Here is a 13,055-nt window from a genome sequence, read left to right on the forward strand (position 1 = left end):
TTGCCCCTCCACTTTATTTTTCATCGACCCATTTCAAAAAGTCGTCGACCGCTTTTTGCGCAAGGGAAGAACGCTGGGCGATCTCCTGCTTGAGGTGCTCGGCCATTTGCGCCTTGGATTGCCGGAATTCGCCGATGGTGGCCTTGATCACCTCAGGGTCTGGGGTGCTGACCAGCCGGGTGCCCTGCGGCAGCATTTCATGGACTTTTTTCAGCTTGTTTTCGATTTCAACCGCGATGGTGGGAAAGCCCAGGGAAGCCGGCAGCAGTACACCGTGTGCACGGGCGCTGATGATCACGTCGGACTCGACGATCAGTTTCGCCATGAAGGTTTCGGGCGTATCGCCCGCCGCGTCCCAGCACAACCATTCGAACGTGTGGTACTTGTCGATCAGGTGCTGGTCACGTTCCTTGTACAGCGAGACCAGGCGTACCTGCTCGCCACGCTTGGCGAGCTCATCCGCGGCCTGGACCATCGCCTTGATGAACTGTTGCCCGTTCGCGTCATGGGGCCAGTCGCGCAGGATGAAGGACAGGTACTTGCCCTTCTTGAGGCTGCCGACCTCCAGGTCTTTGCTGGAGATCCACAGGTCGGAAAGCAGGCTGGGGTCGGTGTACACCTCGACGTCGGACTTTCCGAAGGCCTTGCAATGCTGCTGGCTGGTACCGTCCCGCACGGAAATGTAGTCACAGCGATTGATCACGCTGACGGCGCGGGTCAGCAGCTTGCCGCCGCCATCGAAGGGGCCCAGGCCAATACAGAACGCTGCCAGGCGCCGGTGGAAATAGATCCTGTCGACACCACCGCGCAACCCGACATACAAACGCAGAAGCGTGGACTTCAGGTCGGTCTGCGCCTTGATGCTCTTGCACAGCTTCGCCACGATGCCTTTGTTGGCAGCCGCCTCTTTGGCCGGTGGGATGAACGAGAAGAACTGGCCCCCACCGCCCAACACCACCAGGTCAGCCTTGACCGGCTCCTTGATGTGCAGCCACTTGATACGCGGGTTGAAGTTCCTGGCGATCTGCGGATGATCGACACCCACCGCTATATCCGATTCCTTAAAGCGTTTTTTCAGAATATTGATCACGCATAGCATTAATACGTCATCACCCAAATTACCAGGACCGTATGCCCCCCGGATATATACTTTGCTGACATTCATGCTGGGCTTCCATTTTCCACGGGGTCATTAAACACGGCATTCAAGGCAAACGTTGTTGCGAGAATGTAGATAAATATCAGCGCCATGATCATCAATCGATACAGCACACTTTCGACATAGGCGCTTGATATGAAACTGATGAAAGGCAATGTCCACAAGATCAGGATCCTGGGAGATACGAGCAACTCCAGAGGTAATATCTTCTTGTAGACGAAATACGGCAGTCCCAGCAGGAAGTGAATAAACTGCGAACCGATAAATGCCTTGGCAATCCCGATTGCACCTTCTTCCCGAAGCCACAGTGCTCCGGCAATGAATAACACTCCCCATAGAATGTTACTCATCACACTGAACCAGGCCAGGTTCATCACGATCATTTTTCTTGAAATACCGGACTTGAATGCACTGAGCAGCGAACCCAGGATTACCAGGACTAATGTCACTTCAAAATCCCGCCCCAGGAAACTGCTGCCATACAGTTTGGCCAGCAACTCGGGGAACATGATCACCGGCTGTATGATCACCAACACCACCAGCCAGCCCGACAGAAAGTTCAAGGCGTCCAACTTGCGGCTTTTACCGCCCAGCGCGGCGGCCAGCATCGGCACCAGCACAGAGCCCAACACCACGGAAACATGGGAAAAGATCGCGTTCCATTGCATCGCGGCGGCGTACATGCCCAATGCGGCAAGGCCGTTAGTTGTTTCCGCCAGCAACTTGTTGGCGAACCAGTTCATCGGGGCGACCATCAACCCCGTCAGCAATACCGGCAGGCCAACCGACAGCACTGCGTGCTTTTCAGTCATTGCACCTTTGAAACTCAGCGTGGTATTTCGGGCCTTCAATGTCTTCCAGCAGGCCAGTGCGCTGAAGAACACGATCAGCAATTGAGAACCGGCCAAGCCCAGCAGCGCACCGTTGAGTCGGAACTGCAGGGTCAGGAAGTACGTCGCCGGAATCGCGACAATCGCAATGATTCCGTTGATGGTCGCGATTGTCCGGTATTGGCCCCAACCGGTCAGGCAGCCCTGGGTCCATCCCGACAGGATAATCAACGTGATGGTGCTCAATACGATCAGCGATGCAGCGCTGAGGCTGTCTGCCCCCAGGATAACGCTGGAGAAAAAGTGCGGGAAAAACAGCGCTGTCCCGATGATCATCCCGCTGAACACAACCGAGAACAGCAGCGTCAGCGCGATGCCCCTGCCGGTCTTCTCGGGACAGGTCTCCTTGAACTGCCCGATATGCTTGGCCGTCGCCGTGGTGGTGGCTTGGGCGGCGACGTTGGCAAGCATCACAATCGCGCTCTGGATCAAGCCATACTCGCCAAACGATTGCGCACCCAATACCCGGGCAACCAGGATGCCGGTGATGACCACCGACACTTTGGTGGCCACGGCAGAAACGAAACTCCATGCCGTACTGGACACGAACTTTTTCAACAGTGTGCTGTTCATCCGGCATTCACCTGCAAGGGTGTGGTTATCAGCGGCTGGCCAGGCTTGAGGGTCTTTTTGCGTTGCCTGGCGGTGTGTTCGGAACAGACCCGCAGCACAATCGCGCCATACGCGATACCGATGGCGTACGGCTGATAAGGCGTGGCCGAGACAACGAACATCACCCCCAGAAAGATGGCGATCGAAACCGCCACCCGGCTGTTCATGTGCTGGGTAATCGAGGTAATGAACACGTACAGCAAGTACACGCCGATCAGCCCGTACTTAACGAAGTAGGTTAGGTAGGCACTGTCGATATTCGAGTTCTTGTCATCGAGGCCACGGTACTCGAACCAGGGAATCTCGAACGGCGTGCCCGCGCCCAGTCCCACAAAGTAATGCAGCGGGTTCATGCCGCGGATCAACTCCAGCGCCGGGCTGAAGCGCGTGGCCAATTGGGCGGCCATGCCTTCGGACGACAAACCATCATTGATTCGATCAGCCCCGATCATATTGCTGATGCCAATGAACGCCATCAGCACCACCGCCCCGGCCAGGGCAACGCCTATCATGCGGGCCGGCCGGGTGTATTGGTGGATGATGATCGCCGCAAACACCGAGACAAAGATGAAGCGAGAGTTGGCAATGAACAAACAGATGAATGACGTGGCTAGGCAAATGCTTGCGAGCTTTTTCCTGTGTTCGAACAGCCGTGGGTCTATGAAGTAATAAATCAGATAGGCCACGGCGGCGTACGTACCGCCGTCCAGGTAGCGGTAGGCGTTTTCTTCATAGTAGACGTCTTGAAACTTGTACAAGCCCAAGCGTAACCAGGCAATGTCCAGCACATTGAAGGCGGTCATCGCGATCAATAGCAGGAGCACTGTCTGCAACTTCAGCGTTTTTGCGGCAAGGGTCGCGATGTTCGAGAGCACGATAAATGACAGGATCATTATAAACGGCCGAACATCCTTCAACAGGTACTTGTTCGAGGACTCCAGCAGGCCGCAGGCGAGTAACACCACATACAGCCCGCACCCAAAAAGCAGGCCGCCCGGCACCGTCAATTGTTTCTTCTGTGTAGCCACCTGCCGGATCAGCAGTGCGCCCAGCCCGCCCACGATATAAAAGTCAAAGAAGTAGATACCCTTGAGCGAGATTATTTCGCTGTAGGAGTTACCCGTGGGAATAACAGCCAGCATTATCCCGAACACTACGATTGAGTATTTTGGATTTTTCGCCGCGAGCAAACCCGCTGACAGCGCGATAAGGGATAACAGGTAAAACATGGCTGGGTATTCTTTATGCTGATTTGAATTTGGCACGCTACCGCCCCAGGATTTTTCGTTCATTTCCTGAAAACGTGACCTCTATCCTGCAATTACAGTGGTGAATCAGCTCCGATCAGCCTGGTACTCGTACTGGTAATACCCATAGTTGCCGTAGCCATATTTGGCCGACGCTTTCTTTTCAACGCCGTTGAAGATCGCGCCCCTGAGCACGATGCCGTTCTGGGCAAATCGGCGCATGGTGTGCTCGATCTCTTTTGCCGGGTTCAAGCCATAGCGGGTGACGATCAGGTTGGTCCCCGATTGCCGTCCCACGATGGCTGCGTCGGTCACGGCCAAGAGCGGTGGCGTATCCAGAATCACCAGGTCATACCGTTCGCTGACCTGCGCCAACAGTTCGGTCAGGTTGCGGTGCATCAGCAGTTCGGAAGGATTCGGCGGTATTTGCCCGCGGCTGATGATGTCGAGGTTTTCAATGCCGGTTTTGTGGATGGCGGATTCAAGGGTGCATTGATTGGAGAGGATGTCGGAAAGCCCATCCTTGGCCGGCACACCCAGCACTTTGTGCAGGTAGCCCCGTCGCATATCCACGTCAATCAACAACACGCGCTGCCCGGTTTGCGCGATGACCGCCGCCAGGTTCACCGAGACAAAGGTTTTACCCACCTCGGGGCTGGGGCCGGAAATCATGATCCGGTTATTCGGCGCCTCGAGCATCGCGAAGTGCAAACTGGTGCGCAAACTGCGCAAGGCCTCCACTGCCAGGTCCGTGGGGTGACTGATGGCCAGCAATGAAGAACCGGCATCGGCACGCCCACGCCCGCGGGTGATTTTGTCTTCTTCGACCTTTTGCAGCGTGCTGTACGGAATCGACGCGTACACCGGCAAGCCCAGTTGCTCGATGGCCTCGGGGCTTTCCAGGCCACGGTTCAGCGCCTTGCGCAGCAGCACCAGCGTCACCGCCAGGAAGCCGCCCAGCAGCGTCGCGATCAGCACGATGAGGATCTTTTTCGGCTTGATCGGCTTGAAGAAATTGACGTCTGCGGTGTCGATCAGGCGCACGTTGCCCACGGTGCCCGCGCGCATCACATCGAGTTCCTGGGACTTGTTGAGCAACTGGGTGTAAATGGCCGTGCCGACCTCGACATCCCGGGTGAGGCTCAGCAGTTCCTGTTGGGTGGAAGGCAGGCTCTCGACCCGGCTCGCCAGGCTCTGCTGCTTGCTGGTCAGCTCGCCGATCTGAGTCAGCAATGCGCGATACGCGGGATGCTGGCGGGTGAACTTGCGGTCCATCTCGGCCTGTTGCAGCTTCAGCTCGGAGATGCTGGTATCGAGGCCCACGATCTGGTCGAGAATCGCCTTGGTTTCCAAGGTGATGTCCACCGACTTGCTGCGGGTCTGGTATTCATTCAAGGCCTTCCCGGCTTTTTCCAGGTCCTTCTTGACCTCCGGCAGTTGCTCCTTGAGAAACGCCAGGCTTTGCGCCGCCTCAGCCGAGGTGCGCTCCACGTTCTGCCGCACGTAGATCGCCGCGATCTGATTGAGGATTTTGATCGCCTGGTCCGGCTCGGTGCTTTCCAGCGCCAGGCCGATCATGCCCGACTCCTTCCCTCGCTCGACCACATCCAGGTTTTCCTGATAGTCGAGGATGCTGGTCAGTCGCGCATTGCGGATCACCCGGAAACGCGTGCCGGGCTTGGCGCGCAGTTCTTCAATCTGGAATGCCACGCCATTTTGCTCGAACGGCTGCCCGGCCTCGCCGGCCGCCAGCACCTGGTCATCTTCATCCACCAGGGTGTAGTGCGCGTTTTCACCCACGGTCAGGGTCAGCTTCTTGCCCAATTGCCCGTCGGGCAGGTCCAGCTTGAAGATCTTCAGCGACTCGCCGCCCCAGGCGAAGCCGTCCAGGCCCAGCAGCGGCTCGGCGATTGCACCGGGGTTGGCCTTCTGGAAGCGGCGCGCCAGGAACTCACCCACCACCGGGAAGTACATCGGCTGTACGACGATATCGAGTTTCAGGTTGTCGACGGTTTTGCCAATCACGTAGCGGGACTGGATCAGCTCGATCTCGGTGGCCGACGGCGACTCCTTGCCCAGCATCCCGCCGATGTCCGAGAAGCCCAGCAAGTCGTTCTTTTTCGCTTCGACCTGCAGCAGGGCATTCGCCTGGTAGACCGGGGTTGCCAGCACCGCATAGGCGGCGCCAGTGACCATAAAGGCACCGGTCACCGCAGCGATCAGCCATTTATGGTCGATCAGTGTTCCAAACAGACCGAGGAGATCAATCTCCCCGTTATCGTCTTCCTGTACGGTGACTGCTGGCGTTTGCTGCATAAGTCGGATTCTTAGCCTTTATTTCGATTCAAAAAGTAGTGGCGATCAGCGTGCAAGACGCTGCGCCCATGCGTTTACAGCTTCTTCGATCAACGCATAAGCGTGCACAAACGCGGCCTTGCCTTGACGGTACGGGTCGCTGATCTCTCGCTCGTTTTGCCATTTGCCCAGCAGCAAGACCTTGCCTCGTGCCTCGGGCGCCATGCTGAGTACGGCATTGATGTGCTGTCGTTCCATGACCAGGATCAGGTCGGCTTCACTGATCGCCTGTGGCGCCAACTGGGTGGCCTGGTGCTTGTCGGCCGGATGACCGTGGGCTTCGAGTACCGCACGGGCGGTGGTTTCAATCGGCTTGCCGACCAACGCGGCAATACCTGCAGAACTGATCTTGATATCGGAGCGCGGGAGTGCGCCACGCAAAAGACTTTCCGCGGTGGGACTACGGCAAATATTGCCAATACAGACAATCAACACTCTTTTAAACAAGGCACTATCCCCGGGCCATCCATTACCCCATGAAGCAACCTCTTCAACTTCATTACTTCACGGCAGTATTTATTAACACGTAACCCTTACTTCCCCCAAAATTATCTCCGGACGAAAAATAACAACCACCGACTTCAACCCGACAATTTATAACATTCATTACTTCGTCACCCCCATCGGCTTTAAATTACAGCCTTGTCACGTATCGCCTTATATAGGAAGAGGAACTCCCATGAGCGCAAATGCCAACAAAGCCTGGTACCTGGTCCAGTGCAAATCCCGGCAGGACGAGCGCGCCGAGGAGCACCTCCAGCGCCAGGGCTATACCTGCTTCCGGTCTACCTATAAACGCGAACGGCTGTTGAAGGGCCAGCGCAGGACCACCCGTGAATCGTTGTTTCCAGGCTATCTGTTTATTCAAATGAGCCAGCAGGACAGCTGGAGCTCACTGCGCTCGACCCGCGGTGTGTCGCGGGTGGTGGCATTCGGCGCGCACCCGTTGCCCATCAGCGACACGCTGGTGGACGAACTCCAGGAGCGCGACCACCAGGCCGTGGTGAGCGCCCTGTTGCAGCCCGGCGAAAGCGTGCGCATCAATGAAGGGCCGTTTGCCGAACTTGAAGCGGTCTTCCTGGCCATGGACGGTGAGGAACGTGTGGTGTTGCTGATGAACTTCCTGCAACGGGAACAACGCATCAACTTGCCATTGGCAGAAATCAGCCGAGTGCAAAGAAGTGACTGATAGCGGCGCTGAACAGACAAGAAATAACATTCAACTTAATAACAGACTAAAAATAACATCCGCTTACTTTTTCACCTCTTGAGAATAAAGTAATACGTGAATTAACAGCGAGGGACGGCCATGAAAAGTTCAAAGCTATTGGTAGAGCGTATCGGCCTGTTTCCTTCTTCGGGAAACATTCACGTCAAGGTTAATAGTTCAACCACCGTTGTAGAACGCATGCAGGTGTTATACGCCGGCCATTCCCTGGACAGTGACGAATCCTGTACCGGGCTTTCAATGGTGTTTGCCGACTGGCGCTTCAAGTTGCAGGTGAGCAATCCCCTGTCCATCTGCCTGTGCGTGGAGAGCCGCGGCGACAGCCACCTGATGCAAATGAAGACGGCCGAACTATTGGCGAATATTTCCTGCACCGAGGAGCGGCCATGAGCATTTATGAGGATCTGAAACGGGCCTACGCCTTGAAAAGGCTGACGAACACGTTTGAAGGTTTCGAGGGCCTGGCACCGCACGAACAACTGCCGGCGGAGCAATATGCGTGCAACACCCGGATCATGTCCCACTGGCTGGATCAGCTGCGCGGCAACTCACCGCAGGACATAACCGACACGCTGTTCAAGCAGATGAAGCGTTCGCAGCGCCGTGGCGATGCCCGGCGCTTCAATTGCCAGACGGTGCTGCTGGAGCTGCTGGTGGAAAGTAACCTGGCCCTGGACCTGGCCACTTACTCGGCGTTCAACTGCATGGAAGAGGTCCGCCAGGAAGGCTCCTGATGGGCCTGGTCGGCACCTGATACGGCCACTGCCACATGGTTGAGCAGCTTCTCGGCGTTGTACTTGGGTGCCATCGCACTTAACAACAGGATCACCATTCCCCCACCGATCAACGATGGGGAAACCCGCACTTCAACCACCTCAAGGCGCCATAGAAACGCCAGTGCCGCCATGCCGCCCAAAAAGCCACCCGCCAGTGCTTCGTTGAGTGGGTGAATATAGGGTGCCACGCAATAGGCACTGAACCAGCCGGCGATCAACATCCCGGCGATAGCTGCGGGCCAGCGCCACTCGGGGTTGACCCGGCGCGCCACCAGGCTCATCGCCACGGGCACCATCAACGACGTATTCATGGCGTGACCGCTGAGCACCGCAATATCCAGCTGCTGGAGCGCCACGCCCCAGCCCTTGAACAGCAACTTGCTGAACGCCACGATGGAATAGGTGCAGGCGATGGTCATCAGCCACCACTTGACCGCCTGGGGCCGGGAATACCAGAGCCAGACGGCGATCACCACTGCGGCCGGAATCATGACGGTGATACCGCCATATTGCGCCAGTTCTTCCCGTATCAAGTGCTGTTCCCTACCCGCAAGTTTTTCCCGGACCCATGAGACCTCAGGTCCGGGCAAAACACAACGACTTCAGGGCGCGCCAGCCAGCGATTGCGGCGAAAACACCTCGGTATCCGTCAGTTTCCGTACCTCTACCCGGTGCGGGAAAATCTTCTTTTCCACAAACAAATCATCCACCTGCTGCAACGCCTGCACATCCCGCTCCTCTACCGGCAGCAGCGACTCATCACCCCATGTGCGCAGCAACTGTGAAACCTTGAGCGGAATATCGTTGACCGTGGCAAACACCCGTGCGTATTCCTCGGGGTTCTGCTGCGCCCATTCAAAAGCCTTGGCGAACCGCTGCAAAACGTCACGCAACGCCTGGCGCTTGAGCGGGTCGCTGAGCACTTCATCGGACGCGGTAATAAACGTCAGGCCGGTATTGATGCCCTCCCCGCTGATCAGCACCCGCGCGCCCTGCTGTTCGGCGAACGCCTGGTACACCCCGAAGGTCGCCCAGGCTTCGATCTTGCCGGCGTTGAACGCAGGTAATGCATCGGTGGGCAGCACGAAGCCGACGTTGACGTCCTTTTCATCCACGCCGGCATTCGCCAGGGCGCGGATCAGCAGGTACTGGGAAATGCTCCCACGGGCCGACGACACCACCACATTGCGTCCTTTCAGATCGGCCACGCTGTGGATCGGTGAATCGGGCGGCACCAGGATCGCAATGCTGCGCGCCTGACTGCGGCGCACCGCAACGATACGCAGCGGCGTGCCTCCGGTGGCAGCCGCCAGCACCGGCGTATCCCCGGCCGGGCCGAGGTCCACGGCGCCGGCGCGCAAGGCTTCGAACAGCGGCGCGGCGCCCTGGAAGTTGGCCCACTGGACCTTGTAGTCGATGCCATCCAGGGCGTGGGCGGCCTCCACCACCGTACGCAAGCCCTTGGCCTGGTCACCGAGGATCAGGGTCACACCCGACAGATCCGATGCAGACTTCGGCGCTTCAGCGGCTTTGTCGCAACCGCCCATCAGCAGTGCAGCCGCCAACAGGCAAAGGGTTCTGAATTCAACCATGGGCAAACCGCCTGACGCTGGCGTTCGCAGGCTGGGCGGCCGGGGCGTCCACTTCAACCCCCAACAGGCTCAGCAAGCGCGCGCGAATCGCCTGGAAACCGTCCTGGCCGGTATCCCGTGCACGGGGCAGGTCGATGCGCAGTTGCTCGGCAATCTTGCCCTCCGCCAGCACGATCACGCGGTCGGCCAGCAGGATCGCTTCGTCGACGTCGTGGGTCACCAGCAACACGGCCGGCGTGTGTTTGCGCCAGAGTTCGATGATCAGGCGATGCATCTTGATGCGGGTCAGCGCATCCAGCGCGGCGAACGGTTCGTCGAGCAACAGCAGCTTGGGCTCGCGCACCAGGCCGCGGGCCAATGCCACGCGCTGGGCCTCGCCGCCGGAGAGGGTCGCCGGGTACGCCTCCAGCCGATGGGCCAGCCCGACTTCCGTCAACGCCTGCACCGCACGGGCCTTGGCGTTGGGAACCCGCAGGCCGAGAATCACGTTTTTCCAGGCGCGCTTCCACGGCATCAGGCGTGGCTCCTGGAACACCGCCGCCCGGGCCTTGGGCACGCGCAACTGGCCGCTGTCGATGCTGTCCAGGCCCGCGAGGCTGCGCAGCAAAGTGGTCTTGCCGGACCCGCTGGCGCCCAGCAACGCAACGAACTCCCCCGGGGCGATATCCAGGTCCAGGCCGTCGATGACCCGCTGCTGGCCGAACTGGCGCACCACATTGCGCAACTGCACCGGTGCTGTTGAAGCTTCGAGAATCGACATGTCAGTTCCTCACAAACGATGGGCGCCAGGCCAGGGCAAAACGTTCCAGGGTGCGGATCAAGCCGTCGATCAGCAGGCCCAGCACGCTATAGATCAACAGGCAGATCACGATCACGTCGGTGCGCATGAAGTCCCGCGCATCACTGGCCAGGTAGCCGATACCGGCGGTGGTGTTGATTTGCTCGACAAACACCAGGGCCAGCCAGGAGATGCCCAGGGAATAGCGCAGGCCGACAAAAAACGAAGGCAACGAGCCCGGCAGGATCACGTGCCAGATCAGCTCGCGACGGTTGAGGCCGAGGGTGTTGGCGGCCTCGATCAGTTTGGGGTCGATGTTGCGGATGCCGGCGAACAGGTTGAGGTACACCGGAAAGGTGGTGCCGGTAACGATAAGTGCGATCTTGGTGAACTCGCCGATGCCGAACCAGAGGATGAACAACGGCACCAGTGCCAGGGAAGGAATGGTGCGCAGCATCTGCATCGGTGAGTCGAGGATTACCTCGCCGCGCTTCGACAGGCCGGTGATCAACGCGGCCACCACCCCGATACTCACGCCGATGCTCAAGCCCAGCAGCGCCCGTTGCAGGGACACCAGCAGGTGCTTGCCCAGCTCTCCGGAGACGATCATTGCCCACAGGGTGCCGCCAATCTGAGACGGCGCGGCGATGATCCGTGCCGGAATCAAGCCCAGCTCGGAGGCCAGTTCCCACAGCAACAGCAACACAATCGGGCTGACCAGCCGCAGCAACACATCGGGGGTGCGCCAGTTGCGCAGCCAGCGCGGAATCAAGCGGGATGCAACACCGGCTTGACCCTCGGCCTTGTCGACGGAAAACGAACTGGCGTTAAGGGACTTTTCAGTCATCGGGCTTCCTTCCTCATCAAGAACACGGCCAGGAGCGCCGCTGCGGTTTCATGCTATTCGCATAAAAAACCTCAGTGAAATTCTATTTGGGAATAACCTAATACGATTAAAATGCGTATTACTGATAACGATATAAAAATATGATTCTGTATTTTTATAATTAGGATAGAACCAATCGGCATTTTACAGGCCCGGGTGCGGCCCCTATTTTCGATAGCAGCTTTATTCCTGCCCTCAACAAGGACTGACCATGAGCATCGAATTTATCGGCTATATCGGCGGCCACCACGCCTCCGAGATCCACCCTCGCAGCGGCCCGACCTTGCAGCCCGACTACGTGGAGACCGTGGCCCGCGCCCACGAAGAGGCCGGCTTCGACCGCGCGCTGGTGGCCTTCCATTCCAACAGCCCGGACAGTACGTTGATCGCTGCCCATGCGGCCAGCGTGACGAAAAAGCTGCAGTTCCTGATTGCCCACCGGCCCGGCTTCGTCCAACCCACCCTCGCTGCGCGGCAGTTCGCCACGCTGGATGTGTTCAACGGCGGGCGCACCGCGGTGCACATCATCACCGGCGGCGACGACCGTGAACTGCGGGCCGATGGCAGTCATATCGACAAGGATGAGCGTTATGCGCGCACCGACGAATACTTGAGCGTGATGCGGCAGGAATGGACCAGTGAAAAGCCCTTCGACCATCACGGCACTTACTACCGGTACGAGGGTGCGTTTTCGACGGTGAAGTCGCCGCAGCAGCCGCATATACCGTTGTATTTTGGCGGGTCTTCAGCGGCGGCCATTGCGGTGGCGGGCAAGCATGCGGATGTGTATGCGCTGTGGGGTGAGACCTACGAGCAGGTGAAGGAAGTGGTCACCCAGGTGCGGGCTGAGGCGGCCAGGCATGGGCGTACGGTTCGCTTCAGTTTGTCGCTGCGGCCGATTCTGGCAGAGACTGAAGCGCTGGCTTGGGAGCGTGCGGATCGCATCCTGGAGCAGGCGACGGCGCTGGCTGAGGAGAATGGGTTTGTGAGGCGTGAACCGCCGAATGAGGGGTCGCGGCGGCTGTTGGCGGCGGCGGCCCAGGGGTCGCGGTTGGATAAGCGGTTGTGGACCGGGATTGCGGGGTTGCTGGGGGCCCAGGGTAACTCTACTTCTTTGGTGGGTACTGCGGATCAGGTGGCCGAGGCTCTGCTCGACTATTACGACCTGGGTATCACGACCTTTTTGATTCGTGGGTTTGATCCGCTGAATGATGCTATTGATTACGGGAAGAGGCTGATTCCGCTGACTCGGCAGTTGGTGGCTGAGCGGGAGCGCCAGGCGGCTGGAAAAGTGGCCTGAGGGAGGGGGACCGAGTACATATCCGTTTCTTCGGTAACGGCGGCTTATGGTTCCGCTCTTACAGCGGGTCACTTTTGGCAAACGCCCGGAATGCCGGCCCAGCCAAAAGTAACCAAAAGGTCTTTGCCCCACCACTCGGTGCCTCGCCTAGGCTCGGCATGCCCGCACTCCGGCCCGGTTCCGCGGGCCGCCGCGACGGGCCATCCATGGCCCGGCGCGGCTAAATCGGCAT

13 protein-coding genes are annotated in these 13,055 nt (G+C 58.5%); 4 read left to right on the forward strand and 9 right to left on the reverse strand.

Going from position 1 to position 13,055, the window contains the following annotated elements; all coding sequences use genetic code 11:
- Window positions 1-13 precede the first annotated feature (13 nt).
- The 5 genes from HX839_RS18685 to HX839_RS18705 all read right to left on the reverse strand — a co-directional run bounded on the left by HX839_RS18685 (window position 14) and on the right by HX839_RS18705 (window position 6,710).
- Window positions 14-1,165 carry a polysaccharide pyruvyl transferase family protein gene (locus tag HX839_RS18685; protein ID WP_177067516.1) on the reverse strand — a complete coding sequence of 384 codons (1,152 nt, stop codon included), beginning with the start codon at window positions 1,163-1,165 and terminating at the stop codon, window positions 14-16.
- Window positions 1,162-2,622, reverse strand: a complete 1,461-nt coding sequence (locus HX839_RS18690) for an oligosaccharide flippase family protein (RefSeq protein WP_087694220.1) — start codon at window positions 2,620-2,622, stop codon at window positions 1,162-1,164. Before HX839_RS18690 ends, HX839_RS18685 begins: the two co-directional genes overlap by 4 nt.
- A complete protein-coding gene (locus HX839_RS18695; RefSeq protein WP_177067530.1) occupies window positions 2,619-3,890 on the reverse strand; it encodes a DUF6369 family protein in 1,272 nt (423 codons plus the stop codon). The genes HX839_RS18690 and HX839_RS18695 overlap by 4 nt, the downstream gene beginning before the upstream one ends.
- A 105-nt stretch (window positions 3,891-3,995) precedes the next feature.
- Window positions 3,996-6,224: a polysaccharide biosynthesis tyrosine autokinase gene (locus HX839_RS18700; RefSeq protein WP_177067517.1), complete on the reverse strand. Its 2,229-nt coding sequence runs from the start codon at window positions 6,222-6,224 to the stop codon at window positions 3,996-3,998.
- Between the two features lie 45 nt (window positions 6,225-6,269).
- On the reverse strand, window positions 6,270-6,710 hold the full coding sequence (locus tag HX839_RS18705; RefSeq protein WP_177067518.1) for a low molecular weight protein-tyrosine-phosphatase: 441 nt from the start codon (window positions 6,708-6,710) through the stop codon (window positions 6,270-6,272).
- 232 nt (window positions 6,711-6,942) lie between these two features.
- Here HX839_RS18705 and rfaH point away from each other — a divergent pair, with 232 nt between their 5' ends.
- From rfaH to HX839_RS18720, 3 genes are all read left to right on the forward strand, one after another.
- Window positions 6,943-7,452, forward strand: coding sequence for a transcription/translation regulatory transformer protein RfaH (rfaH, locus tag HX839_RS18710; RefSeq protein WP_003211330.1), 510 nt, complete (start codon window positions 6,943-6,945; stop codon window positions 7,450-7,452).
- 120 nt (window positions 7,453-7,572) lie between these two features.
- Window positions 7,573-7,881, forward strand: coding sequence for a hypothetical protein (locus HX839_RS18715; protein ID WP_023658750.1), 309 nt, complete (start codon window positions 7,573-7,575; stop codon window positions 7,879-7,881).
- Complete coding sequence (locus HX839_RS18720; protein WP_177067519.1) at window positions 7,878-8,225, forward strand: hypothetical protein; 348 nt, start codon at window positions 7,878-7,880, stop codon at window positions 8,223-8,225. Before HX839_RS18715 ends, HX839_RS18720 begins: the two co-directional genes overlap by 4 nt.
- On the opposite strand, the gene HX839_RS18725 is transcribed toward HX839_RS18720, so the two are convergent.
- The 4 genes from HX839_RS18725 to HX839_RS18740 all read right to left on the reverse strand — a co-directional run bounded on the left by HX839_RS18725 (window position 8,177) and on the right by HX839_RS18740 (window position 11,484).
- A complete protein-coding gene (locus HX839_RS18725; RefSeq protein ID WP_008435482.1) occupies window positions 8,177-8,800 on the reverse strand; it encodes a hypothetical protein in 624 nt (207 codons plus the stop codon). The genes HX839_RS18720 and HX839_RS18725 overlap by 49 nt on opposite strands.
- Window positions 8,801-8,869: 69 nt before the next feature.
- Window positions 8,870-9,859 carry an ABC transporter substrate-binding protein gene (locus HX839_RS18730; protein ID WP_008435483.1) on the reverse strand — a complete coding sequence of 330 codons (990 nt, stop codon included), beginning with the start codon at window positions 9,857-9,859 and terminating at the stop codon, window positions 8,870-8,872.
- Window positions 9,852-10,619, reverse strand: coding sequence for an ABC transporter ATP-binding protein (locus HX839_RS18735; RefSeq protein ID WP_177067520.1), 768 nt, complete (start codon window positions 10,617-10,619; stop codon window positions 9,852-9,854). The genes HX839_RS18730 and HX839_RS18735 overlap by 8 nt, the downstream gene beginning before the upstream one ends.
- A gap of 1 nt (window position 10,620) precedes the next feature.
- A complete protein-coding gene (locus HX839_RS18740; protein ID WP_003211316.1) occupies window positions 10,621-11,484 on the reverse strand; it encodes an ABC transporter permease in 864 nt (287 codons plus the stop codon).
- Window positions 11,485-11,734: 250 nt separating this feature from the next.
- Here HX839_RS18740 and HX839_RS18745 point away from each other — a divergent pair, with 250 nt between their 5' ends.
- The gene (locus tag HX839_RS18745; RefSeq protein WP_177067521.1) at window positions 11,735-12,823 is read left to right on the forward strand and encodes an LLM class flavin-dependent oxidoreductase; all 1,089 of its coding nucleotides are present in this window, start codon (window positions 11,735-11,737) and stop codon (window positions 12,821-12,823) included.
- Window positions 12,824-13,055 lie beyond the last annotated feature (232 nt).

It is taken from the genome of Pseudomonas sp. I8001, from assembly GCF_013385345.1.
GTDB lineage: Bacteria > Pseudomonadota > Gammaproteobacteria > Pseudomonadales > Pseudomonadaceae > Aquipseudomonas.